This window comes from Corynebacterium sp. 2571A (genome assembly GCF_055700935.1).
In genome coordinates, this window is record NZ_JASTTE010000001.1 from 674,798 (window position 1) to 698,621 (window position 23,824).

General features: G+C 66.1%; 22 protein-coding genes and 1 other RNA gene. 18 read left to right on the forward strand and 5 right to left on the reverse strand.

Translation table 11 applies throughout. From position 1 onward, the window contains the following. Positions 1-12: 12 nt before the first annotated feature. The 6 genes from QQS53_RS03175 to galK all read left to right on the forward strand — a co-directional run bounded on the left by QQS53_RS03175 (position 13) and on the right by galK (position 6,221). Complete coding sequence (locus QQS53_RS03175) at positions 13-576, forward strand: TetR/AcrR family transcriptional regulator (RefSeq protein ID WP_472774470.1); 564 nt, start codon at positions 13-15, stop codon at positions 574-576. 182 nt (positions 577-758) lie between these two features. After that, the gene (locus tag QQS53_RS03180) at positions 759-1,751 is read left to right on the forward strand and encodes an aldose epimerase family protein (RefSeq protein WP_472774471.1); all 993 of its coding nucleotides are present in this window, start codon (positions 759-761) and stop codon (positions 1,749-1,751) included. Positions 1,752-1,779: 28 nt separating this feature from the next. Further along, positions 1,780-3,432 carry a sodium:solute symporter family protein gene (locus QQS53_RS03185; protein WP_472774518.1) on the forward strand — a complete coding sequence of 551 codons (1,653 nt, stop codon included), beginning with the start codon at positions 1,780-1,782 and terminating at the stop codon, positions 3,430-3,432. Between the two features lie 23 nt (positions 3,433-3,455). Next, complete coding sequence (locus QQS53_RS03190; RefSeq protein WP_448872226.1) at positions 3,456-3,767, forward strand: hypothetical protein; 312 nt, start codon at positions 3,456-3,458, stop codon at positions 3,765-3,767. A gap of 74 nt (positions 3,768-3,841) precedes the next feature. Then, positions 3,842-4,975 carry a galactose-1-phosphate uridylyltransferase gene (gene galT, locus QQS53_RS03195; RefSeq protein WP_472774472.1) on the forward strand — a complete coding sequence of 378 codons (1,134 nt, stop codon included), beginning with the start codon at positions 3,842-3,844 and terminating at the stop codon, positions 4,973-4,975. Continuing rightward, positions 4,968-6,221, forward strand: coding sequence for a galactokinase (gene galK, locus QQS53_RS03200; protein ID WP_472774473.1), 1,254 nt, complete (start codon positions 4,968-4,970; stop codon positions 6,219-6,221). The genes galT and galK overlap by 8 nt, the downstream gene beginning before the upstream one ends. Before the next feature lie 29 nt (positions 6,222-6,250). Here galK and QQS53_RS03205 read toward each other — a convergent pair whose 3' ends face one another. Beyond that, the gene (locus QQS53_RS03205) at positions 6,251-7,480 is read right to left on the reverse strand and encodes an amidohydrolase (RefSeq protein ID WP_472774474.1); all 1,230 of its coding nucleotides are present in this window, start codon (positions 7,478-7,480) and stop codon (positions 6,251-6,253) included. Positions 7,481-7,591: 111 nt separating this feature from the next. Between QQS53_RS03205 and QQS53_RS03210 the strand changes: the two genes are divergently transcribed. From QQS53_RS03210 to QQS53_RS03220, 3 genes are all read left to right on the forward strand, one after another. After that, the gene (locus QQS53_RS03210; protein WP_472774475.1) at positions 7,592-8,044 is read left to right on the forward strand and encodes a hypothetical protein; all 453 of its coding nucleotides are present in this window, start codon (positions 7,592-7,594) and stop codon (positions 8,042-8,044) included. Beyond that, the gene (locus QQS53_RS03215) at positions 8,045-8,929 is read left to right on the forward strand and encodes a hypothetical protein (protein WP_472774476.1); all 885 of its coding nucleotides are present in this window, start codon (positions 8,045-8,047) and stop codon (positions 8,927-8,929) included. Between the two features lie 155 nt (positions 8,930-9,084). Continuing rightward, positions 9,085-10,230 carry a S1 family peptidase gene (locus QQS53_RS03220; protein WP_472774477.1) on the forward strand — a complete coding sequence of 382 codons (1,146 nt, stop codon included), beginning with the start codon at positions 9,085-9,087 and terminating at the stop codon, positions 10,228-10,230. A 126-nt stretch (positions 10,231-10,356) separates the two neighbouring features. Here the strand turns inward: QQS53_RS03220 and hisN are convergent, their stop codons facing one another. Further along, the gene (hisN, locus tag QQS53_RS03225) at positions 10,357-11,139 is read right to left on the reverse strand and encodes a histidinol-phosphatase (RefSeq protein ID WP_448872212.1); all 783 of its coding nucleotides are present in this window, start codon (positions 11,137-11,139) and stop codon (positions 10,357-10,359) included. After that, positions 11,132-11,959: an inositol monophosphatase family protein gene (locus QQS53_RS03230; protein ID WP_472774478.1), complete on the reverse strand. Its 828-nt coding sequence runs from the start codon at positions 11,957-11,959 to the stop codon at positions 11,132-11,134. The genes hisN and QQS53_RS03230 overlap by 8 nt, the downstream gene beginning before the upstream one ends. Before the next feature lie 69 nt (positions 11,960-12,028). Between QQS53_RS03230 and prfB the strand changes: the two genes are divergently transcribed. After that, positions 12,029-13,135, forward strand: coding sequence for a peptide chain release factor 2 (prfB, locus tag QQS53_RS03235; protein ID WP_472774479.1), 1,107 nt, complete (start codon positions 12,029-12,031; stop codon positions 13,133-13,135). Between the two features lie 147 nt (positions 13,136-13,282). Here prfB and QQS53_RS03240 read toward each other — a convergent pair whose 3' ends face one another. Continuing rightward, positions 13,283-14,959: an AbgT family transporter gene (locus tag QQS53_RS03240; protein WP_472774480.1), complete on the reverse strand. Its 1,677-nt coding sequence runs from the start codon at positions 14,957-14,959 to the stop codon at positions 13,283-13,285. 233 nt (positions 14,960-15,192) lie between these two features. Here QQS53_RS03240 and ftsE point away from each other — a divergent pair, with 233 nt between their 5' ends. The 5 genes from ftsE (at position 15,193) to ssrA (ending at position 18,245) form a co-directional block, all read left to right on the forward strand. Continuing rightward, positions 15,193-15,882: a cell division ATP-binding protein FtsE gene (gene ftsE, locus QQS53_RS03245; RefSeq protein WP_290225256.1), complete on the forward strand. Its 690-nt coding sequence runs from the start codon at positions 15,193-15,195 to the stop codon at positions 15,880-15,882. A gap of 4 nt (positions 15,883-15,886) precedes the next feature. Next, positions 15,887-16,789 carry a permease-like cell division protein FtsX gene (gene ftsX / locus QQS53_RS03250; RefSeq protein ID WP_472774481.1) on the forward strand — a complete coding sequence of 301 codons (903 nt, stop codon included), beginning with the start codon at positions 15,887-15,889 and terminating at the stop codon, positions 16,787-16,789. Between the two features lie 97 nt (positions 16,790-16,886). Continuing rightward, positions 16,887-17,390, forward strand: a complete 504-nt coding sequence (gene smpB, locus QQS53_RS03255) for an SsrA-binding protein SmpB (RefSeq protein ID WP_070769505.1) — start codon at positions 16,887-16,889, stop codon at positions 17,388-17,390. A 48-nt stretch (positions 17,391-17,438) separates the two neighbouring features. After that, positions 17,439-17,801 (forward strand): DUF488 domain-containing protein, encoded by a 363-nt coding sequence (locus tag QQS53_RS03260; protein ID WP_472774482.1) that lies wholly within the window; start codon positions 17,439-17,441, stop codon positions 17,799-17,801. 66 nt (positions 17,802-17,867) lie between these two features. Further along, positions 17,868-18,245: a transfer-messenger RNA gene (gene ssrA, locus QQS53_RS03265) on the forward strand. A 102-nt stretch (positions 18,246-18,347) separates the two neighbouring features. On the opposite strand, the gene QQS53_RS03270 is transcribed toward ssrA, so the two are convergent. Continuing rightward, positions 18,348-18,869: an Ltp family lipoprotein gene (locus QQS53_RS03270; protein WP_472774483.1), complete on the reverse strand. Its 522-nt coding sequence runs from the start codon at positions 18,867-18,869 to the stop codon at positions 18,348-18,350. 456 nt (positions 18,870-19,325) lie between these two features. On the opposite strand from QQS53_RS03270, the gene QQS53_RS03275 reads away from it, so the two are divergent. The 3 genes from QQS53_RS03275 (at position 19,326) to QQS53_RS03285 (ending at position 23,745) form a co-directional block, all read left to right on the forward strand. Continuing rightward, entirely contained in the window at positions 19,326-21,056 is a 1,731-nt protein-coding gene (locus QQS53_RS03275; RefSeq protein WP_472774484.1) for an AbgT family transporter, read from the forward strand. After that, the gene (locus tag QQS53_RS03280; RefSeq protein ID WP_472774485.1) at positions 21,056-22,471 is read left to right on the forward strand and encodes an amidohydrolase; all 1,416 of its coding nucleotides are present in this window, start codon (positions 21,056-21,058) and stop codon (positions 22,469-22,471) included. The genes QQS53_RS03275 and QQS53_RS03280 overlap by 1 nt, the downstream gene beginning before the upstream one ends. Positions 22,472-22,716: 245 nt before the next feature. Then, complete coding sequence (locus QQS53_RS03285) at positions 22,717-23,745, forward strand: siderophore ABC transporter substrate-binding protein (protein WP_472774486.1); 1,029 nt, start codon at positions 22,717-22,719, stop codon at positions 23,743-23,745. Positions 23,746-23,824: the final 79 nt, after the last annotated feature.

Genomic DNA, 23,824 nt, shown 5'->3' on the forward strand with positions numbered 1-23,824 from the left:
AGACTCTTAGCCATGCCGAAAATCACGGAAGAGACCGTCTCCCAGCACCGCGCCGTCCAGCACCGCGCGCTGCTCGAGGCCGCTGAGCGCCTCATCGTGGACGGGCACGGGAAGATGCCCTCGCTCGGCGAGGTCGCTGCCGCGGTAGGCCTGGCGCGCTCCAGCATCTACCGCTACGTCTCTTCACAACACGACCTGCTGGTCCAGTTGCTCGTGCAAGCCACCGAGACCTGGAACCAGCAGCTCGCCGAGAACTTGCAGTCGGTCCCGGCGGACCCGGCGCAGCGCATCTGCGCCTACGTGGACGCCGCGCTGGATCTGTTCGTCCACGGCTCGCACGGGCCCTTGATGGTCGCGGTCCAAAGCTTCCCCGAGGCCTTTACGGACGAGAAGGTTAAGGCCTCCCACGCCGGATTCAACGAGGTTGTGGACCAGCTGTGCCCGGGCGTATCCGAGCTAGAGTTCTCCCTGCTCAACGCGGCGATCCTGCGCGCGGCCGAGCAGGCAAATGACCCGGCCGTGCAGGAAAAGGCGACGGCCGCCCTGCACACGATGGCGACCGCGCTGGTGCGCTAAGCCCGGGTCGGGCAGGGTAGTCCGCTGGGGGTAAGGAATCCCAAATCACATTGCAATCGTTTGCGTGGATATTCCGCCCAGTTATAGCGTAAGTAAGTGGCGCGTATAAAAAATCGCGCAGCACGTGCGGGAAAGGCGCGTGTTCCCTAAAGGCTAGGCCCGAAAAGGCCAAGGTGAGGTACATGTCGGACTCGGCTACTGGCAATCACCCGGTATACGCGCTCGCCGCCGGTGACTACCGCGCGGAGATCGCAGGAGTAGGCGGCGGCATCAAGGCGCTGACCTACAACGGCCGCGATCTGGTGGAAACCTACCCGGACGGCGCAGACGCGCCCGCCGCGTGCGGGGTGGTGCTAGCGCCCTGGCCGAACCGCACCGAAGACGGCCGCTTTGGCTGGGCAGGCCAGCAGTACCAGCTGCCTATTACCGAGCCGGAGCGCAACAACGCCATCCACGGCTTCGTGCACGAGCGCCTCTGGGAATGCGTGTGGGTCGAGGACGGGGATGCGGACGAGGATGCGGCGGTCCAGCTGCGCACGGACATCGGTCCGCGGCCCGGCTGGCCGTGGCAGATTCGGCTGACCGCTACCTACCGGCTGGGCGCGGACGGCCTTGCTGCCGAATACCTGGCGGAGACCGACGGTTGCCCCGCGCCCTTCGCACTGGGCGTACACACCTACCTTTCGGCCGGCGGTGACGCTATTGATGACTGCCGCCTCCAGCTGGCGGTTGAAGACAACCTCCCGCTGGGTAGCCGCAACTTGCCCTGCGGGCAGCTGCGGCCGGCCGAGGAGGTACTCCCCGGCATCGCTAGCGGCGTGCCGCTGGCCGCCGCGGGCGCGCCGGGTACCTGCCGGGATGAGTCCGGGAAGGTGTGGCTCGACCACTGCTTCCGCGGCGCGCACCCGGTAGCGCGCCTGACCCGCCCCGACGGCCACGGCGTGCAGCTCGACCCCGGGTCGGGGAGCCAGCCCGCAATGCGCTGGGCCCAGGTCTATACGGCGCCTGACTTCACGGATTACCGCACCGGTGGCGACCCCAGCGGACCGCCGCGCCGGGCGCTGGCGGTAGAACCCATGAGCGCGCCGCCGAACGCGCTGGCCAGCGGGTGCGATATCACCACGCTGCGACCGGGCGCCCCGGCGAGCTTCGCGCTGCGTATCAGCGCTTTTTAACAGACAGAAAGGCAACACTATGGATAGTGTGCAGCAAGCACTACGGCTCGACGCCTCGTGGGTCGACTACCTCTTGGTGGCCGTCTACTTCGCGTTCGTGCTGGGCATCGGCTGGGCCGCCAAGGCCCGCGTGTCCTCCTCAATCGACTTCTTCCTCTCCGGGCGCGGCCTGCCCGCGTGGGTGACCGGCCTCGCGTTCGTCTCCGCGAACCTGGGCGCGGTGGAAATCATCGGCATGTCCGCCAACGGCGTGGAATACGGCTTCCAGACCATGCACTACTTCTGGATTGGCGCGGTCCCGGCGATGATCTTCCTGGGCATCGTCATGATGCCCTTCTACTACGGCTCCAAGGTCCGCTCCGTGCCGGAGTTCATGCGCAAGCGCTTCGGCAGTGGTGCGCACCTGGTCAACGCCATCTCCTTTGCGCTCGCGCAGCTGCTCATCGCCGGCGTGAACCTCTTCCTGCTGGCCACCATCGTGGAGGCCCTGCTGGGCTGGCCGCAGTGGTTGGCGCTGGTGATCGCCGGCATCATCGTGCTGTCGTATATCTCCCTGGGCGGGCTGTCCGCCGCGATCTACAACGAGGTCCTGCAGTTCTTCGTCATCGTCGCCACCCTGGCGCCGCTGACCATCATCGGCCTGAACCGCGTGGGCGGCTGGCAGGGGCTCAAGGATGCCGTGGCGCAGGAATCCCACTTCCACACCTGGCCGGGCACGGACATCTCCGGCTTCGACTCGCCGTTCTGGTCCGTGGTCGGCATCGTGCTGGGCCTGGGCTTCGTGCTCTCGTTCGGCTACTGGACCACCAACTTCGTCGAGGTCCAGCGCGCCATGGCCTCGGACTCCATCTCCGCGGCCCGCAAGACGCCGATTATCGGCGCCTTCCCGAAGATGTTCATCCCCTTCCTGGTGGTCATCCCCGGCATGGTCGCCTCCGTGCTGGTCGCCGACCTGGTAGAAGGCACCGCCGAGCCGAACGACGCCATCCTGCTGCTCATGCGCGACCTGCTGCCCAACGGCCTGCTGGGCGTGGCTATCGCCGGCCTGCTGGCCTCGTTCATGGCGGGCATGGCCGCGAATATCTCCGCGTTCAACACCGTCATCTCCTACGACATCTGGCAGACCTACGTGGTCAAGGATCGCTCGGACGATTACTACCTGCGGTTCGGCCGCTGGGCCACCGTGGGCGCGACCGTCATCGCGATGTTCACCGCGCTGCTGGCGCGCAACTTCGGCAACATCATGGACTACCTGCAAACACTCTTCGGCTTCTTCAACGCGCCGCTGTTTGCCACGTTCATCCTGGGCATGTTCTGGAAGCGGATGACCCCGCACGCCGGCTGGTCCGGCCTGACCGCCGGCACGCTGGCGGCCATCGGCTACTGGTACGCCGCCAACTTCACCGACGCCACCGCCACGCTGTTCAACCTGCCCGGCCAGGGCACCGCCTTCGTCGCCGCCGGTATCGCCTTTGCCACCGATATCATTGTCTCCGTGGTGGTCACCCTGTTTACCACCCCGAAGCCGGACCACGAGCTGGTCGGCTTCGTCAGCTCCGTCACGCCCAAGGGCCACTTCGAGGACTACACGGAGGCGTCCCTGCCGTGGTACCAGCGCACCGTGCCGCTGGGGATCATCTGCCTGGTCCTCGTCATCGTCCTCAACGTCATCTTCGCCTAGAAAGGGAAGGGGAGTAACTCATCATGACTTCTTCACCCGTGAGCCAGAAACCTGACTCCACCTCGCCGACCGGCGCCTTCGACCTGCGCAACGTGATCGCGGCCCTGCTCGGAATCTACGGCGTGGTGCTCATCGGCTGCTACTTCTTCCTCGACCCGGGCATCGATCCGGAAACCGGGGCGCTCAAGGCCGCCACGGACAACCTGTGGACCGGGCTCGCGCTGCTTGCCACCGCCGTGGTCTTTGCCGCCTGGGCGAAGCTGCGGCCTATCGTGGTAAGCGACGCAGCCGCGGCGGAATCCGCCGTGGAAGCAGAACCTCACCCGAAGCACTAGATACTGATCCCGGCGGGGCGATAGCCTCCCGCCGGCGGCAGCATTTTATTTAGGAAACGTCAGGAGAACGACGCATGTCCGAAGCACATGTTTCAGTCACGCAAGCCCAGCTGGCAGACGGCCGGGACATCTTCTATTTCGATGACCGCCCGCACGCCGCAGGCGAGCGCGTGTTGACCGACCCGCGCGACTTGCCGCAGGTGCAGCCCACCTCGGAGATGCGCCGGGACCCGTTGACCGGGGACTGGGTCGCCTTCGCCGCCCACCGCATGAGCCGCACGTTCATGCCGCCGGCCAACGAGAACCCGCTGGCGCCGTCGCGCCCGGGCGGCCTGCCCACGGAGATCCCGTCGCCGACCTACGACGTCGTGGTCTTTGAAAACCGCTTCCCGTCCTTCTCCCTGGCGGCGGAGGCCGGCCCGGATTTTGAGTACGACGTGGACGCGATGGGCCTGGTCCCGCGCCGGCCGGCCCACGCGCGCTGCGAGGTGGTCTGCTTCACCGAGGACGCGCACACCTCCTTCAAGGACCTGCCGGTGGGCCGCATCCGCACCGTCATCGAGGCCTGGGCCCACCGGACGGAGGCGCTGGCCGCCATCGAGGGGGTCCAGCAGGTCTTCCCGTTCGAAAACCGCGGGGAGGAAATCGGCGTGACCCTCCAGCACCCGCACGGACAGATCTATTCCTACCCGTTCCTCTCGCCCCGGCTGAAGGCGATGGTCAACCGCTCGCGAGAGTACCGAAATCAAACCGGCGGGGATCTCTTCGCCGACGTGCTAGAGCGCGAGCGCGCCGCCGGCACCCGGATCATCGCGGAGACCGAGCACTTCACCGCCTTCGTCCCGGCCGCGGCCAAGTGGCCGGTCGAGGCGATGGTCATGCCCAACACCCCGGCCCGGGACTTCCGGGATTTGGGCGACGCCCAGCGCGACGACCTGGCCGCGTTGCTCAAGAAGCTGTATACCGCGGTGGATGAGTTCTTCGAGGGCGTCGAGCGGACCCCCTACATCGCCGGCTGGAACCTGGCGCCGGTGGACCCGGCCGCCTGCGGCACCGTGCGTATGCACCTGCAGCTGTTCTCGCTCATGCGCTCGCCGAACCGCATGAAGTTTTTGGCGGGCTCCGAATCCGCGCAGGGCGTGTGGATCAACGACACCACGCCAGAGGCCATCGCCGCCCGCTTCCAGGAGGTCTGGCCGCGTGACTAAGCTCAACTGGCTGCCGCGCCGCAGCGACGCCGCGCTGGCCGATGCCGCCCAGGCCCTCTTCGCCGCGGAGTTTTCCGCCCCGCCGGCCGGGGTGTGGGCCGCACCGGGCCGGGTCAACCTCATCGGCGAGCACATCGACTACGCCGGCGGGGCCTCCATCCCGTTCGCGCTGGAGCACAACACCGCCGTGGCGGTGGCGCCCCGGACCGACGGGCAGCTGCGCATGGTCTCCGCGCAGCCGGGGAAGGCCGAACCGACGCGGTGTGCGATCCCGCTGGCGCAGGTCGGCCCCGGCAACCCGGCGAGCTGGGCCGGCTACATCGCCGGCACCGTCTGGGCGGGGCTGGGATCCGGCGCGATTGCCGAGTGCGCGGGCCTGGACATCGCGGTCGTCTCCGACGTCCCGGTGGGCTCGGGCCTGTCCAGCTCCGCGGCGCTGGAGTGCTCCGTGGCCGTGGCGGCCTACGAGCTGGCCGCGGGCCGCCAGCCCGACGACGCGGCGCGCAAGGAGCTGGCACTGGCCTGCATCCGCGCCGAAAACGAGGTGGTGGGTGCGTCCACCGGCGGGCTGGACCAGAACGCGAGCCTGCTGTGCACCCGCGGCAAGGCCCTGGTTCTGGACTTTTCCACCGGCGCGGTGGAGCGCGTTCCCTTCGACATCAAGGCGCGCGACCTGGTGCTGCTTATCGCGGACACGAACGCCCCGCACACTTTGAGCGACGGGCAGTACGCCTCCCGCCGCGGGCTCATCGACGACGTGCAGCGTGCGCTCGCACCCGGTGAGAACGGAACGATCCGCGACATCCAGGCCGCCACGGGCGATGCTGTGGCCGCCGCCCGCGCCTGGGCCGCCGACAACGCGGCTGGGACCAGCGCCGACCCGGATCTCGTGGCCCGCCGCGTGGCGCACGTGGTCGACGAAACGCAGCGCACCCTGGAAGCCGCCCGCGCCCTGCAGGACGGTGACTTCGACACCTTCCGGGCGCTTATGCGCGATTCCCACGTGAGCCTGCGTGATCAGTACGAGGTCACCACCAAGGAGCTCGACCAGGCCTTTAGCGCGGCCGGCGAGGTGGGCGCGCGCATGACCGGCGGCGGCTTCGGCGGCGCGGTGATCGCGCTCATCCCGCGCGACGAGGTGGACGCGACCGCCCACGCCATCGCCGCGGCGGCTGCCGATGCCGGCTTCCCGGAGCCGTCCTTCCTGCTCGCTGAGCCCGGCGCCGGCGCCCGCCGCCTGCGCTAGGCGCCAGTAAGCGCCGGGCTAGTCCCGCGCTAGTCCCGCGCCTGGGCGAGCCAGATACCGATGCCGGCGATGGCGTAGCGCGTGCCGGTATCCAGGGTTGGCTGCAGCGCCGGGTTGAACGCCGGGGAGTGGTTGGCGGGGGCTCCTTCCGTATCTGGGAAGCCGCCCCAGCCCCAGTAGCAGTAGGGCACGGACAGCGCGTGCGGGATGATGGGGAAGTCTTCCGAGCCGGTCAACGGCGCCATGTTGCCGTAGACGGCGTCGGCGCCGAAGAGCTCGGTGAAAGAATCCACCACCCGCGCGGTGGTGGCCTCGTCGTTGTGCACGGGCGGGACCGCGTCCAGCAGCTCGAACTCGGGCTCGCGCGGGGACTGCGCGGCCAGGCACTCGGCGCGGACTATTCGCTTTAGAGCCGCGACGATCTGCTCGGTGGCCTCCGGCGACATCGCGCGCGTGTTGATGCCCAGCTGGGCCGAGTCGGCGATGGAATTCGACGACGCGCCGGCGTGGACCGAGCCGACGGTTAAGATCCCCATCTGCTGTGGATCGAATTCGCGGGCGATGACGGTCTGCAGGCGCGTGATGATATTGGCGGCGAGCACCACCGCGTCGGTGCTCAGGTGCGGCTGGGAGCCGTGCCCGCCGCGGCCGTAGACGGTGATTTTCCAGTTTGTGGCCTCCGCCATGAGCGCGCCGGGGCGGGTGGTCATCGCGTAATCCGGGGCGAACGGGCCGACGTGCTGGGCCAGGGCCACGTCCGGGTGCGGGATCTTTTCTGCCAGCCCGTCGTCGACCATCTTCTGCGCGCCGCCGCCGGCCTCCTCCCCGGGCTGGAACAAGGCGATGAGCGTGCCCGACCAGGCTTCGGGGTGTTCGGCATAGGCGCGGGTAGCCCCCAGCAGGCAGGCGGTGTGGAAGTCGTGCCCGCAGGCGTGCATGAGCCCGCGCTCCTTGGCGACCGCGTACTCGAGGCCGGAGTCCTCCGCGATGGGTAGGGCGTCCATATCAGCCCGGAACAGCACCGTCGGGCCGTCGCCGTTGCGCACAATGCCCACCCGGCCCGTGCCGGCGAGGCTTATAACCTCGCAGCCGTAGGCACGCAGCTCTTCTTCGACCCGCGCGGCCGTGCGCTCTTCCTGCATGGACAGCTCCGGGTGCTGGTGGAACCAGGTGTAGAGCTCTTCGCGCTCGGCGCGCGTGGCGTCCATGGAGTTAAAGAGGACCTGCAGGTTCTCCGAGAGTTCTTCACTAGTCTTCATAGCGGCCATGATAAAGGGTTTCGCGTCGACCGCGCCGCCCTCCTGCCGCCGGGGTACAAGTCCTCCGCGGGGAGGAGGACAGCGCGTGGGGCATCGGATAGTGTGTGCGCTATGAACAGGCCGGAAGATTATCGGGAAGACAGTCAGTGGGTCCCGCCGAAGGACCCCCGCCGCGCCGGGCAGGGGCCACAGGTGGCCCGGCCGGCGGCGGGCGAGCCGGAAAAGCCCAAGTCGCGCCGGGGCGTGGCCGGGTGGATCGTGCTGGTAGGCGTCGGGCTGCTCATCGTGGCCGGCCCGCCGCTTGTCCACACCTTTGTGCCGGGGTGGGGGATCCTGGTCTTCCTGTTGGCCGTGGCCCTGGTCGGCGGTGTGGTCGATGCCCGGGTGTTCCGGTTTACCTATTCCTTTCCCATCCTGGTCGGGGTGGCGTACTTCCTCGCGATGAAGATGTACTTCAACCCCGGGACCTGGATTTACCTGCCGGTCATAGTCATCCTGACCTTTGTCGGCGCCGCGATCGCAGACAAGGAGGGCGCCATGACCGCCTGGGAGGGGGAGGACTAGGTGGAAACCTGGACGCTAGAGCACCCCACCCACGGACGGATCACCGTCGAATGCGGCTTCGACGCGGAGTTTATCGAGCGCTACCCGGACTGGCCCGCCGAGCGGGACGATGAGACCGGTGAGGTGGCGAACGGCACTTCGCTGCCCGTTGACGCCGGGGCCATGGAGAGGCTACAGACCTTCGTGGAAAACCCGCCGGTGCGCCTGCAGCTCACCGTGGGTGGGGAGGTGCGCCGGCGCGTGCGTAGTGTGCAAAGCGGCAAGATCCCGCTGAGCAAGAAGCTGGGCTGGGACTCCGAGCCCGCGGGAAACCTGGCGGCCATGGACGGGAAACCGTGCGTAAAGATCTCCGCCAATTTCTTTGACGAGCTCAAGGCCGTGGAGTTCCGCGAGGGCAAGCAGGTTGTCGAATTCACCCCGCCACCGGGCAGCCGCGGAGAGAAGCGGGCCCGTGAGATGGAGGAAAGCTCCTTCAAGCGGGTGCTTTATCCCATGCTGGGCGGGCTGGGCAAGAGCGGCTGGGCCATAGCGGTCATCGTTTTGGGCCCGCTGGTCAGCCGGCTCATCGGCTGGCTGCTTGACCTGCTGCCGGACTGGGAGCTTCCCGACTGGCAGCCGCCGGCGATAGCCCTGCCGGTGCCGGACCTACCCGACATCACCCTGCCGGTGCCCACGTGGCCGGACTGGGATATCCCCTTCCCGGATTTGACCATCCCGGCCTGGCTGGCGTTCCTCCTGGACTACACGAAGGTGTGGGTGCCGCTGGTCATCGCCGTGGTCCTGGGCTTTATGGCCGTGCGCAATCACCGCAAGTCGGAAGCGGAAAAGCGCCGCTGGGATTCCACCGAGGATGAAACCCAGTCACCCTCCGTTAGGGGTGGCTAGGTAACGCGCCCGGAGGGGCCAGTAGGGGAAAGTCGAGGTCGCGAATTGGAAACTATAACGGCTTGGAAACAGTGTGGGAAAGGGGATGTTTATAACTAATTTACGTGCCAAGATTAAGGGGCCCTAATGATCCACGATGTGAAAGAAGGCTGTATATGCTTCGCATTCCGCACCTAAAGAAAGTCCTGGTGGGCTCGGCTTTCGCAGGTGCGTTTTTCTTTGCGGCCCCAGCCGCCGGAGCGCAGGAAGCGCCCCAACCCGGCTTTGATGCCGCGGCGGCTGTGGACCAGGTCCGCTCGGATCTGGCCGACTGGGGAATTTCCACCCCGGAGGTAGACCCGCAGGTGACTGATGCCGTCACCGCGGCTGTGAACCAACACCTGCCGCAGGGCCCGCACGCCCAGCAAGCGGCAGACCAGGCAGCAGCCGCGGCGACCGCACCCCAAACGCACGACTACGCTGACGCGCCGGCGACTAACCCGAACCCGATTGGGCTCGAGGAGACCGTCCGGCAGGCAACGCAGCCCGAGTTTAAGCCCCAGAACGTTGACCCGAACTACCAGTGGCGCAACGATATGTTCTCCAAGGTGATGGCCGGCAAACCCACCAAGGACTTCATCCTGCACCGCGTGCCGGGTTCCTACTTCGACGCCCCGCAGGTGCCGGAGGAGTCCAACGCCGCCCTGACCGAGGGCAAGTCCCTCTACGGGCCGGGCACTCCCATCTACGTCAACGATGAGTCGATGTGCACCCTGACCGCCGCCGGCACAGATAACGCCGGCCGCAAGGTCGGCCTGACCGCCGGCCACTGCGGTGAGGTGGGGCAGCCCGTGGCTTCGGCCGACTCCTGGCAGGTCGGCCCGTCGGGCACCATCGTGGACAAGAACGCCGAGCTGGATTACTCCGTCGTGGAGTTCGGCGCCAACGCGGAAGTCTCCCGCTCCTACAACGGCGTGACCGCCAACCGCCTGGGCGGCAACGTCAAGCCGGGCGACATCAGCTGCAAGCGCGGCTTGGCCACTGGGGATACCTGCGGTATGACCCTGACGACCATCCCGCAGTACCAGTTCACCCAGGTCTGCGCCATGCAGGGCGACTCCGGCGCGCCGCTGTTCAACCGCGGCCGCCTGGTTGGCTCCGTCACCGGCGGCATCAACCCGCCGGGCTTCAACGGTGCCTGCCGCACCCCGCTGCAGGGTGCCGTGCACGTGCCCACCGCGGTGACCAACATGGATGCCATCCTGGCGGATCTGAACCGCCGCGGTGACGTCGGCGCAGGCTTTAGCCTCCCGGAGAACTAAGGCCACGCGTGGCAAGCAACCGGCACCCCGGTTAGCCACTCACTAAAACACACAAGGTCCCCGCCTGATTTTCAGGCGGGGACCTTGTCGTAGGTTTTTAGGTTTCCGGGGGCGGCGGGCCCGCGCTTAGGGTGCCAGGTAGCCCAGCGCCTTCTTGTGCAGGTGGCCGTTGGTGGCCAGCGCGGAGCCGTTATTCGGGCCGTTGGTGCCCTCGATGCTGGTGAACTTGCCGCCGGCCTCGGTGACCAGCAGGCAGGGGGCGGCCAGGTCCCACAGAGAGACCTCTGGCTCGGCGGCGATATCCACCGCGCCCTCGGCCACGAGGCAGTAGTTCCAGAAGTCGCCGTAGCCGCGCAGGCGCCAGGTCACGTCGGTCAGCTCGAGGACGTTCTCGCGCAAGCCGCGGTCCCGCCAGCCGGACAGGGAAGAAATGCCCACGGAGGCGTCGGCCAGCTCGCCGACGCCGCTGACGTGGAGGCGTTTCGGCTCGCCGCCGAAAACGCGGAAGGCGCCGCCGCCCTTCGCGGCGTACCAGCGGCGGCGCAGGGCCGGCGCGGAGACGACGGAGACGACCGGCTCGCCGTCCTCCAGCAGCGCGATGAGCGTGGCCCAGACGGGCACACCGCGCACGAAGTTCTTGGTGCCGTCGATGGGATCGATGACCCACTGGCGGCCGGAGAACTTGGCCTCGCCGCCGAATTCTTCGCCCAAGACGTCGTCGTTGGGCCGGGCCTGGGCCAGCTTCGAGCGAATGAGCTTTTCGCAGGCCAAGTCGGCGTCGGTGACCGGGGTCATGTCCGGCTTGGACTTGACCGCCAGATCCGAGCACTCGAAACGGTGCATGGTCACTGCGTCCGCGTGACCAGCGACCTCAAGGGCCAGCCCCAAGTCCTCTTTGTATTTACCCACGCAGCATCTGCTCCATTTCTTTCACTGCCTGTTTATTTCCAGCCAGGCACCATACCACGCCGCCGGCCGAAATCTCTTTCGTCGCGCCGCCGGCGGCCTCTACCAGGGCCTTGCCCGGCAGCCAGTCCCATTCGGCGACGGTGTGCTGCATCCACGCGCCCCAGGTGCCGTCCGCCACGCTGGACAGATCCACCGAACCCGCGCCCAGCATGCGCACGGTGGCAAAGCCGGAGGCCACCTTCTGCCAGGCGGCCCGGATATCCGGGTCCTGGATGGAGGTCGGGTGCAGGTAGGTGGCCAGGGACAACTGCGTGGCCGGGGCATCGGCCAGCGGGGTGACCTCCTTGCCGTCCAGGGAGGTGGGGAAGTCGCGGCCGCCGAACCAGGTATAGCCCATAGCCGGGCGGTGGACTGCGCCCAGCACCGTGCCTTCGGCGTCGCGCAGGGCGAGCGCCGAGCACCAGTAGTCGGAGCCGGAAGAGAAGTTATAGGTCCCGTCCACCGGGTCGATGACCCAGGTGCGGCCCGAGGTCGACTCCTGGGAGGTGCCTTCCTCGCCGACCAGGCCGTCCTCGCCGCGCAGCGCCTGCAGCACGGTGGCGACGAAGCGCTCGGCGGCGCGGTCGGCCTCCGTGACCACGTCGGACACGGAGGTCTTCTGTTCGATATTGACGCCTTGATCGCGCATGCGCCAGGCCAGGCGGCCAGCGTTGTAGACCAGTGCCTGGGCCAGGTGCGCGTCGGAATCATCCGCGTGCGCGACCATGAAGGTCTTGGCGATGGCGTCGATCATCTCGGGCAAGCTCGGGGTCTGAGTCATAGCCCCTATTGTCGCCCCTGCGCCAGGCGATCGCTAATTGAACACCCCTGCGCGGTAGACTGGGGCGCTATGCACCCGGATAAGACTGCTGCTTTGGACGAGTTGTCCACGACGCTAACCACCATCGAAAAGGTGATGAACCCGGAGGAGCTGAGCGCGCGGGTCCGGGAACTAGAAGCCCAGGCGGGCGACCCGAGCCTCTGGGACGATCCGGCGCACGCGCAGAAGGTCACCTCGGAGCTCTCCGCCGCCCAGGCGAAGCTCCGCAAGCTTGCCGATCTCCGCGGGCGGCTCGATGACATGCCGGTGATGTACGAGCTCGCCGAGGAAGAAGGCGACACCGCGCTGGCGGATGAGGAACTGGCCGCGCTGCGCTCGACTATCGAGGCGCTTGAGGTGACCACCATGCTGTCGGGCGAATACGACGAGCGCGAAGCGGTCATCAACATCCGCTCCGGCGCCGGCGGCGTGGATGCCGCCGACTGGGCGGAGATGCTCATGCGTATGTATATCCGGTGGGCGGAGCACAACGATCACAAGGTCGACGTCTACGACATTTCTTATGCTGAGGAGGCTGGCATCAAGTCCGCGACCTTCGTGGTGCACGGCGAGTACATGTACGGAACGCTCTCGGTGGAGCAGGGCGCGCACCGCCTGGTGCGCATCAGCCCCTTTGACAACCAGGGCCGTCGGCAGACCTCCTTCGCGGAGGTCGAGGTCCTGCCGGTGGTGGAGCAGACCGACTCCATCGATATCCCGGACGCCGACGTGCGCGTGGACGTCTACCGCTCCTCCGGCCCGGGTGGGCAGTCCGTCAACACCACCGACTCCGCCGTGCGGCTGACCCACGTCCCCACCGGGATCGTGGTGACCTGTCAGAACGAGAAATCCCAGATCCAGAACAAGGCCTCGGCCATGCGGGTCCTCCAGGCCAAGCTGCTGGAGCGCAAGCGCCAGGAAGAGCAGGCCGAGCTGGATGCGCTGGGCGCGGGCGGCAACGCCTCCTGGGGCAACCAGATGCGCTCCTACGTCCTGCACCCGTACCAGATGGTCAAGGACCTGCGCACCGGCTTCGAGGTGGGCGACCCGCAGAAGGTCCTCGACGGCGACCTCGACGGCTTCCTGGAAGCCGGCATCCGCTGGCGCATGGCCCAGCGCAACGACAGCGAGGACTAGCCGCCCGCCACACCTCCCCGCCAGTCACGCCCACTCGCCACAGCTACGTGCCGACGGCGGCCGTGAACTAACGACGCCAGCCCCGCGCGGATTGTGAGAAAACTTCCGCTGCGGGGCTGGCGCTTGAGGTATTAAGGCCGGTGTTCGCTACTCGGCCGGGTAGTGCATGGGCGCGCCCGGGCCGAGCGGGATGCCCAGCAGGTACCAGACGACGAAAAAGAGGAACCAGCCGACCAGCATGGCCACGGAGTAGGGCAGGGCCAGCGACATCAGGGTGCCCACGCCGGCGCGCTTGTAGTAGCGCTGCAGGAAGGTCAGGGCCAGGGCGAAGTAGGGCGACATCGGGGTGATGATGTTGGTCGGGGAGTCGCCGATACGGAACAGCATCTGGGCGACCTCCGGGGAGACGTGGACGTACATCATCATCGGGACGATGACCGGGGCCATCAGCGCCCACTGCGCGGAACCGGAGGTAATCAGCAGGTTGAGCAGGGCCACCAGCAGGACCAGCCCGGCGAACATCAGGATGGGCGGCAGGTCCCAGCGCTGGAGGAGCTCGGAGCCGGTAATTGCGGTCCACACGCCCAGGTTGGACCACTCGAACCACGCCAGGAACTGGGCGACGGCAAAGAAGAGCACCAGCATGGGCAGCAGGGTCTTGAGTCCCCGGGCCATGAAGTTCGGGACGTCGGAGCCGTCCTTGATGGTGCCGACGACGATGCCGTAGACGATGCCCACCAGCAAAAAGGCCAGGGCGATGGGCACCGCGATGGCGGAGATGAGCGGGGATTCCATGGTCTCCCCGTCCGGGCCGGCCAGCGGCGAGCCCGGGATGAACAGCAGGGCGAAGAAGCCGGCGAGGAAGACCAGCAGCGCGATGCCGGCCCACATCAGGCCCTTGGCCTCCTGACGGGACAGCTTCAGAGCCTCCTCGTCGTCGGTAAAGTCGTAGTCGCTGTCGGAATCTCCAGCATCCGAGGTCGCGGCCTCGTCGTTGTCCGCAGTGTCGGCGGAGGACTTTTGCGGGCCGCCGGCGGCCTTGTCGAAGGAGACCTCTTCGTAGTTGATGTGGTCGTGGTTGACCAGTTCGCGGGCCTTGCGTGTGATGAACAGCTCGGTGACCGCGGTGATGATGAGAGCCAGGACGACGGCGGAGGGGATGACGAAGAAGATGTTGGCCAGCGGGCTGACGTGGTAGTCCGGATCGACCATCTGCGCGGCTGGGGTAGAGATGCCGGCCAGCAGCAGGTCGGTGATGTTGAGGATGAGCGAGGCGTTAAACCCGGCCGAGGAGGCGGCGAAGGCCACCATGGCGCCAACGATGGGGGAGCGCCCCAGCGCGTGGAAGGACATCGCGCCCAGCGGGATGAGGATGACGTAGATGGCGTCGGAGGCCACCGAGCCGGTCACGCCGGCCAGGGCGACGGCGAAGGTCAGTGTGGCCGGGGTGACCTTGGCAACCATCGCGCGCACGAGGGCGGACAGCAGGCCGGACTGCTCGGCCACGCCCACGCCCAGCATGACGGCGAGGATGACGCCCAGTGGCGGGAAGGAGGTGAAGTTCTCCACCGCATCCGTGACCATGCGCGAGATGTTTTCCTGGGTGAGCAGGGATTCGACCTCGATGGTCTCATTGGTCTGGGGATCCACGGCGCTCATGCCCGCCAGGGAGCCGAGCCAGGAGGACACGGCGACGACTCCGGCGAGGACGACGAACAGCCAGAAGGGATCCGGCAGCTTATTGCCCAGCTTTTCGATGGTGCCGAGAAAACCCCCGGGGGATTCTGTCTTCTTCGGCTGGTCTTCGGTAGCGGTTTCTGTCATAAAACGGCACTTTCTGTGTCGAAGAGCCGGGGCTCTTGGTTTTGTCCGGGTGCGGCGGTTTTAGGCGGGGCCGGCGGCCGCCGCGCGAGTACTGTCGCCCGGATTTCATGGCAGGTATTCGAACTTATGGTGTGCGTCACTATAGCGTACACGGAGTTGGGGATACATAATTTTTAGTCGATTGATGGGTAAAAGAGTTTCAATTGTTATCTGCTGTTGCTAGAGTTGCGGACGTGATCACCTTCGAAAACGTAACCAAGGTCTATCCGACCTCAACGCGGCCGGCACTGGATGACGTGTCTTTCCGCATTGAGGACGGCGAGTTCGTCTTCCTCATCGGCCCCTCGGGCTCAGGCAAGTCCACCTTCCTGCAGCTGATGGTTCGCGAGACCAACTTGAGCTCCGGACAGATCCACTTCGATAACTTCCACGTCAACGCCCTGAAGGGCCGCGAGATCAACCGCTTGCGCCAGTCCATCGGCTACGTCTTCCAGGACTTCCGGCTGCTGCCCAAGCTGAACGTCTACCAGAACGTGGCCTTCGCGCTGGAGGTCATTGGCAAGAAGAAGCACCGGATCGACAAGGCCGTGCCGGAGGTGCTCGAGATGGTCGGCCTGGGCTCCAAGGCCCACCGCATGCCGAACGAACTCTCCGGCGGCGAGCAGCAGCGCGTGGCCGTGGCCCGCGCCTTCGTCAACCGCCCGAAGCTGGTGCTCGCGGACGAGCCGACCGGCAACCTGGACCCGGCGACCGCGACGGAGATCATGACCCTGCTGTCTAAGATCAACCGCCGCGGCACCACCGTCATCATGTCGACGCACAACGCTCGCGCCGTGAACGAGGCGCGCCAGCGCGTGCTGGAGCTGAGCAACGGCAAGCTCGTGCGCGATGAAACCCACGCCGTTTACGGGGAGGCCTTCTAAGACCATGCAGACAAATTTCGTCTTCCGCGAGGCCGCCAAGGGGCTCGGCCGCAACATCACCATGACCATCGCGCTGATTATCACCACGGCCGTGTCCGTGGGGCTGGTGGTCGCGGGTGTCTTGGTGACCATCCTGACCCAGGACACCAAGGACATCTACCTCGAGCAGGTGGAGGTCATGGTCCAGCTGGATGAGGAGATCTCCGCCAACGACACGGACTGCACGTCGGCCGGTTGTAAGGAGATTAAGGAACAGCTGGAGGCCGACTCCGGCGTGGAGAAGGTCACCTTCCGCTCGCAGGAGGAGTCCTACGAGCGCTTCAAGGAGTATTTCCAGGAGACCGACCCGCTGCTGGTGGAGGAGACCTCCCCGGACGCGCTGCCGGCCGCCCTGCACGTGCGCCTGGTGGATCCCACTGATACCGCGGCTATCGACGCCATCCGGGACCTGCCGCAGGTCGATGCCGTCGTCGACCAGGTCGAGGAGGTCGACCGCGCCACCGACAACCTGGACTCCATCCGGAATGCGACCTTCCTGGTCGCCGCTGTCCAGGCCGTGGCAGCCATCTTCCTGATCGCCAACATGGTCCAGATCGCGGCGTACAACCGCTCGACGGAGATGTCCATCATGCGCATGGTGGGCGCCTCCCGTTGGATCACCCAGGCCCCGTTCGTACTGGAAGCCGTCCTGTCCACGCTCATCGGCGTGGTCGTGGCCGGAATCGGCCTGTTCCTCACCAAGTCCTACGTGGTGGACCCGTCGCTGCAGAGTCTCTACCAGGCGCAGCTGCTGGCCCCGCTGCACACCAAGGACATCTGGATAGCCCTGCCGATTGTCGGCGTGGTGGCCATGGCCTTCGCCGCCCTCGCCGCCCAAGTCACGCTGCGCCTCTACGTCAAGAAGTAGCCCGCGCGCCCCACAGTCCCGCCCGAATGCCACCGCCTGCCGCGTGGCCGTCGGGCGGGTTTGTTCGCTCTAGCCGGGGCGGTTAAGCTTGATGGCTATGGCAAAGAAGGGCAAGAAGAAAAAGGGCGCGGTCGACAACAACTCGACACTCGCCACCAATCGGCGTGCCCGCCATGACTTCAAGATCCTCGACACCTACGAGTGCGGTATCGCGCTCGTAGGCACGGAGATCAAGTCCCTCCGGGAGGGCAAGATTTCCCTGAACGACGCCTTTGCCACCATCGACAAGGGCGAGGTTTGGCTGCGCAACCTCCACATCCCGGAGTACTCCATGGGCACGTGGACCAACCACAGCCCCAAGCGCACCCGCAAGCTGCTGCTGCACCGCCGGGAGATCGACAAGCTCTACGGCCAGGTGCGCTCCGGCAACAAGACGCTCATCCCGCTCAAGGTCTACCTCAAGGACGGCCGGGCCAAGCTGGAACTCGGCCTGGCACAGGGCAAGCAGGACTACGACAAGCGCGAGGACATCAAGCGCCGCGACCAGGACCGGGAGATCTCCCGCGAGCTCGGCCGCCGTGTGAAGGGCATTAACGTCTAGGACTTCCGCCGCGGCCTAACCCGCAGTAGGAGGGTTAGGCTGGAAGGCATGATTTACACCTGCAAAGTCCACGACGTGAAAAAGAATCCCAGTATTGCCTCCGGCACCCGGGTGCTGGTGGACCGGATGTGGCCCCGCGGGGTGGCCAAGGACGACTTGGCCTACGACGAATGGTTCAAAGACGTTGCCCCCAGCAGCGAACTGCGCAAGTGGTTCAACCACGACGCCGATCGCTTCGAGGAATTCAGTAGGCGCTACCGCGCGGAGCTCGACGACTCCGACGCCGAGGAGCTGCGCCAGCTCATCGGCCTTGCCAAGGACGGCGATGTGAGCCTGTTGTTCGCCGCCCACGACCGGGAGATTAACCATGCGGTGGTGCTCAAGGAGTGGCTGGACGAGCACTTGAACTAGCGCGAGTGGGCGAGTAAAGTAAATCTTCCTATAGGGAATGCGGACGCATCCCGCCCTATAGGCAATGGGGTTGATTTGGTTTCGACTTCGTACATTGAGCCAGGGGAAGCGTGCCGGTGCAGGCTAGAGACCACCGTTAAGCGTCGTAGCACTCAATAAACGCAGAGAAGAACTCTCAGCGTGACTACGCACTTGCTGCCTAATTAGCAATGCGTGTCTGTCAGCCTAGGTTTTGTTCCTGACCTAGTAACTGGCATCGACTAAGGAACTTGCCATCCGGTTGCGTCTTCAGGGCCGGATGGGACCACTACTGGAGACTGGGCCCATCATCCGGACGTGTTCGTCCGATCCGGAGGGCCGAGCAGAGATTCCGCGCGAACTGCGCACGGAGAAGCCCTGGCAAGATGACGAAGGACCCGGGTTCAATTCCCGGCAGCTCCACCACTAAAGCGGGCGCCCACACTTCCGATGAGGAGGTTGGGCGCCCGCTTTTCTTTGTTGAACCCGTCGCGAGGCATTGCGCTCCGCGGCGGGGATGTTCGGGGATTAGTTCAGGTTGTCGACGGCGTACTGAGCCTGTTCCGGGGTGAACTTCTCGCCATAGTCGGAAACTAGCTGATCGTAGATAGCATCCGGGGACATAGCCATGCTGTCCTGGTAGTCCTTGGCCTTTTGTAGGGCGTTGTCATTCCAGTCGACATCGTTGAGGTTATCGATGGCGTATTGGGCAGCCTCCGGGCTGAACTGACCGCCGTATTCGGAAACCAGCTGGTCGTACACGCCGGTCTGCGACATGTGCATCATGGACGCGTAGGTGTTTGCCTGGCGCAGTGCGGACTTGAACTCGGTCGGAACGTCAGCTTCCTGTTCCTGACCGTTCTCAGCCTGGTCCTGACCCTCATTATTGGGAGCCGGCTCGCCCTCGGAGGCGGTGTTATCGGCGTTGCCCTCGTCGGTGTTGGCCGCGCCAACGTCCGTGGTGGACTGGCTCGTCTCCTGCTTGTCCTTGTTATCGTCACCGCCGCCGCAGGCAGTGGCGATACCGCCGACGATGAGAATGGCAGCCAAGACACCGCAGCCAATCTTGCCGCAGCCTGCCTTTTTCTTCTCCGGCTGAGGGGTCGTAGCGCCCGGTACGCCTTGCTGGGGGTTAACTTGTCCTTGCGGCTGCTGTGGGTCGTGGGGCTCGGAAGGCTGGGGGCCATTGCCGTAGGAGTTGCCCATAGTCTTTCCTCTGGGCAGGGACGTCTAGACAACTTCTTTTTATAGCCTCCCGCGGTGGGCTCCGTGGCTGCCTGCCCGATTGTCGGGGGTAAAGATGACAGGAAACGTCCAGTATCGGACAAAGGGTTGTCCGGTTGCGGGCGCGGGGATGTCCGGTTGTGGGGAAGTTTTCTGGGATTGTGGGGCCGTTACAAAGTTGTAACCTGCAACACAGGTATATGTGTCGTGAGTTACATTATGCTGGCTGCACACATACCGTGACGGCAAGGTGACGGGCCGAGACAGGCAGGAGTGGACGCGATGAGTACTCCCATTTCTAACGACAATAAAGACTTGCGTGCTAAGGCTGTTGCTGAGGACGTCGGTAGCGACGTCGGTGGCGGCGGTGCGAGTGCTGCCGGGGACTCCGGCAGCACGGGGAAGCGGAGTGTGCTGGATAGGTTCTTGTCCGGCGTGGAATACGTGGGCAACAAGTTGCCCGAGCCGTTTACCATCTTCGTCATCCTGTTTCTGATTACCGGGGTGGCCTCCACCGTGATGGCCTGGATGGGTATCGCGGTCCAGGTGCCGGGATCGGATGAGGTCTCCGAGGTTAACGGCCTGTTTACGGGCGAGGGGCTGGCGTGGCTGACCACCACGATGGCGGAGAACTACATCGGCTTCCCGCCGCTGCTGACGGTGCTGCCCATCCTGCTGGCCGTGGGCGTGGCGGAGCGCTCCGGCATGCTCTCGGCGCTTATCCGCCAGCTGTTCGGCTCGGCGCGGCCGGCTGTGCTCCCGTACGCGGTCGGTGTCATCGGCGTGACCGCCTCGGTCATGGGCGACTCCGCGTTCGTGGTGGTCCCGCCGCTGGCCGCCATGGTCTTTAAGGCGGCCGGGCGCCACCCGGTCGCCGGCCTTATCGGCGGTTTCGCCGCGGTGGGCGCGGGCTATTCCACGGCGTTGGTGCCCACCAGCCTGGACGCGCTGTTCGCCGGTATCACCAACGCGGTCATGGATACCCTGCCCGGAGCGGGCTATTCCACCGTGACCCCGCTGTCGAACTACTTCTTCAACGTGGCCTCCTCCGTGGTGCTGGGCTTGGTGGCCGGCTACATCATCGACCGGATCCTGGAGCCGCGCCTGCGGGCCCAGGATGTGCCGCAGGACGAGTCGGTGGATGCCGCGGATGCCGCGGAGCGCGGCGACCGCGACGCCGAGGGCAACGCCCTGACCGCCGCCCTGGAGCCGAAGGAGCGCAAGGCGCTGTGGATGTCCCTGCTGGCCGGGCTGGTGCTGACCGCGGTCATCCTGGCCGCGGTGCTCATCCCGGGCTCGCCGTGGCGCAACGGGGAGGGCGGCTTCCTGCCGGAGTCCCCGCTGCTGGATTCCATCGTGTTCATCATCTGCGCCTACTTCTGGGTCTTCGGCATTACCTACGGCGCGGTGGTCGGCACCATCAAGAGCACGGCCGACGCGGTCACCATGATGGCTGGTGCGCTCAAGGACATGCTGAGCTTTTTGGTCCTGGCCTTCATCCTGGGCCAGTTCGTTGCCCTGTTCGCCTGGACCGGGATTGGTACCTTCACCGCGGTCAAGGGCGCGGCTTTCCTGGAGTCCATCGGGCTGACCGGCTTCCCGGCCATCCTGGCTTTCATCGTGCTGGCCTCCGTTCTGAACCTGCTGATCATCTCGGGCTCGTCCATGTGGACGCTGATGGCCGCGGTCTTCGTGCCCATGTTTGCGCTGCTGGGCTACGAGCCCGCGTTCGTGCAGGCCGCCTTCCGCGTGGGCGACTCGGCCACCCAGATCATCACCCCGCTCAACCCCTACATGATCGTCATGCTGGGCCTGCTGCAGCGCTACGAGCCCCGGGCGGGCCTGGGCACGCTGATGTCGCGCCTTATCCCTTTCGTCATCCCCTTCTTCCTCGTCTGGGCGATCCTGCTGGGGGTTATCCCCTTCTTCCTCGTCTGGGCGATCCTGCTGGGGGTGTGGTTCTTCGCCGATATCCCGCTGGGGCCGGGCGATAGCATTATGATTGAGTCCTAATGACAGCTGACCCAGATAACTGCCATGATTCCTGCCCGCCGCAGCGCCCAGGCGTGACCCCAGAGGCGGCATCGACAAGCTACTTGGACGCCACCTCCGAGGAGGTAGACGCGGCGGTCGAGCGCGCCCAGAAGCGGCAGGAAGGCTCCGGGCAGGCGGCGGAAGCCGCGGTGCCCGAGTACTGGGAGCGCCTGCGCCGCGAGGTGGAAGAAACCGGACTCGCGGCCGAAATCCGCCACATAGTCCACGACCTGCACGCGCACCCGGAGACCGCCTTCGAGGAATACCGCAGCCAGCAGGTGCTCTGCGATCTCCTGGAAAGGCACGGGCACGACGTGGTGCGCGGGGCCTATGGAGTCGAGACGGCCTTTTCGACGAGCATCAGCTCGCCCGGTTACGAGCCCGGCCGTCACCCGCGGGTGGTCATCATGGCCGAATACGACGCGCTGCCGGGTATCGGGCACGCCTGCGGGCACAACGTCATCGCCGCCGCCGGGGTGGGCGCTTTCCTGGCGGCCGCGCGGGCTATCGATGCCGCCGCGCCCGTGTGCATCGAGCTGCAGGGCACCCCGGCGGAGGAAGGACACACTGGCAAGGAGTACATGATCCGCGGCGGGAGCCTAGACGGGGTGGACGCCGCGCTGATGATCCACGGCTTCGGCTACGACATCTCCGAACACGTCTGGGTCGGGCGGCGCTCGGCCACCGTGACCTTCCACGGCACGGCCGCGCATGCGAGCTCGCAGCCGTTTATGGGCAAAAACGCCCTCGATGCCGCCTCTCTGATGTACCAGGGCCTAGGCCTGCACCGGCAGCAGATGCCGCCGAGCGACCGCCTGCACGCCGTCATCGCCGAGGGCGGCACCCGGCCCAGCGTGGTCCCGGATAGGGCAGTGGTTGAGGTCTATGCGCGCTCCCTGCGGACCGGGACCCTGTTGGAGCTCTCCCGCCGGGTCGACGACATCGCCCGCGGCGCGGCGCTGATGGCGGGAGTGGGCGTGGAGATCGCCTGGGACCCGCACCCGATGTCGTTGCCGGTGCGCAACAATTCCGCGCTGGCCGCCCGGTGGTCCGCCACCCAGCGCCGCCGCGGTCGCGCCCCGCTGCCCGCCGGGATTATCCCGGATAGCCTGGCGGCCTCCACGGACTTTGGCAACGTCTCCCACCTGGTGCCGGGCATTCACCCTATGGTGCAGGTCAGCCCGCGGGAAGTCGCCCTGCACACCGAGGCCTTCGCCTCCTGGTCGGCCACGGAGTCCGCCGAGCGCGCCGCCCTCGACTCCGCGGTGGGCCTGGCCCAGGTAGCCTTCGACTTCGCCGCGGATCCTCAGCTGCGGGACGCCGCCCGCGCGGAGTTTGCGGAGCTCGGTGAGGTCTCGGTGGAGGGGCTGCTGCGCTCGGAAAACTCCCAATAGTGGGGAGCTACGGCCGGGGCGGGACAGTCTTTCCCGCCTCGGCCGGGCCCGAAGCGGGGGTATGTTCTGGGGGTAGGGGATCTAGTTATGAAAAACTCAGGTAAATCGCAGGTGAACAAGGTTGTCTGGGACTTAGCTGTGCCTAAGCCTTGTCAGGTTAGGTTCTCTTCAGTTAGGTTGTCCTAGGAAAGATAGTCCCGGAATTCCGCAAGGGATTCGTTTCGAAAAGGATGATTGACAAGCCCATGAAGATTCGTCGTACTCTGGTTGCCTCGGTAGCCGCCGCCTCGCTGCTGCTGACCGCCTGCTCTTCGGCGGAGGATTCCTCCAATTCCGCCGACAGCTCCTCCAACTCCGCTGAGAACACCGCCGCAGACAACGCTGCCTCGGAGTCCGGGGAGCTGAAGCTGGAAGACAACAACGGCGAGCAGACAATCACCCTGCCGGTCGAGAAGCCGGCGGTGGCCGACAACCGCGCCTTCGCCGTGCTGGCCGACTGGGGCGTGGAGCTGTCCGCAGCGCCGCTGAACCTCATCCCGGAGTCCCTGGCTGATACCTACAACAAGGACACCGTCGCCGCGGACCTGGGCAGCCACCGCGAGCCGGATCTGGAGGCCCTGGTCGCCGCCGAGCCGGACCTGGTCTGGAACGGCCAGCGCTTCTCCCAGCACCAGGCCGACATCGAAAAGCTGGTGGAGGACACCCCGGTCGTGGACTTCGAGCCGCGCGAGGACAAGGACTTCTTTGAAGAGCTCAAGCGCCACACCACCGCCTTGGGCGAGGTCTTCGAGCACGAGGAAGACGCCCAGAAGCTGATCGAGGACCTGGACGCCGCCATCGAGCGCGCCAAGAAGGCCTACGATCCGGAAAAGACCGTCATGGCTGTTAACACCTCCGGCGGCGAGATCGGCTACATCGCTCCGCACGTCGGCCGCACCCTGGGCCCGGTATTCGACCTGCTGGGTATGGAACCGGCCCTGACCGTGGAGGACGGCAGCAGCAACCACGAGGGCGACGACATCTCCGTCGAGGCCATCGCGGAATCCAACCCGGACTGGATCCTGGTCCTCGACCGCGACGGTGCGGTCAGCTCCGACGAGCCGGACTACACCCCGGGCAAGGACCTGGTGGAAAACAGCGCGGCACTGAAGAACGTGCAGGCGGTCAAGGACGGCAATGTTTACGTCGCACCGAAGGACACCTACACTAACGAGTCCATCATTACCTACACGAAGATCCTGAACGAAATGGCTGATGCTTTCGAGAATGCCTAGTTCCACACCCGGCGTTTTCCGCAAGTAACCGGATAGCCCCTGCGCTCATTTTCCCGCGCGGGGCCTATCCGGCTTTCGG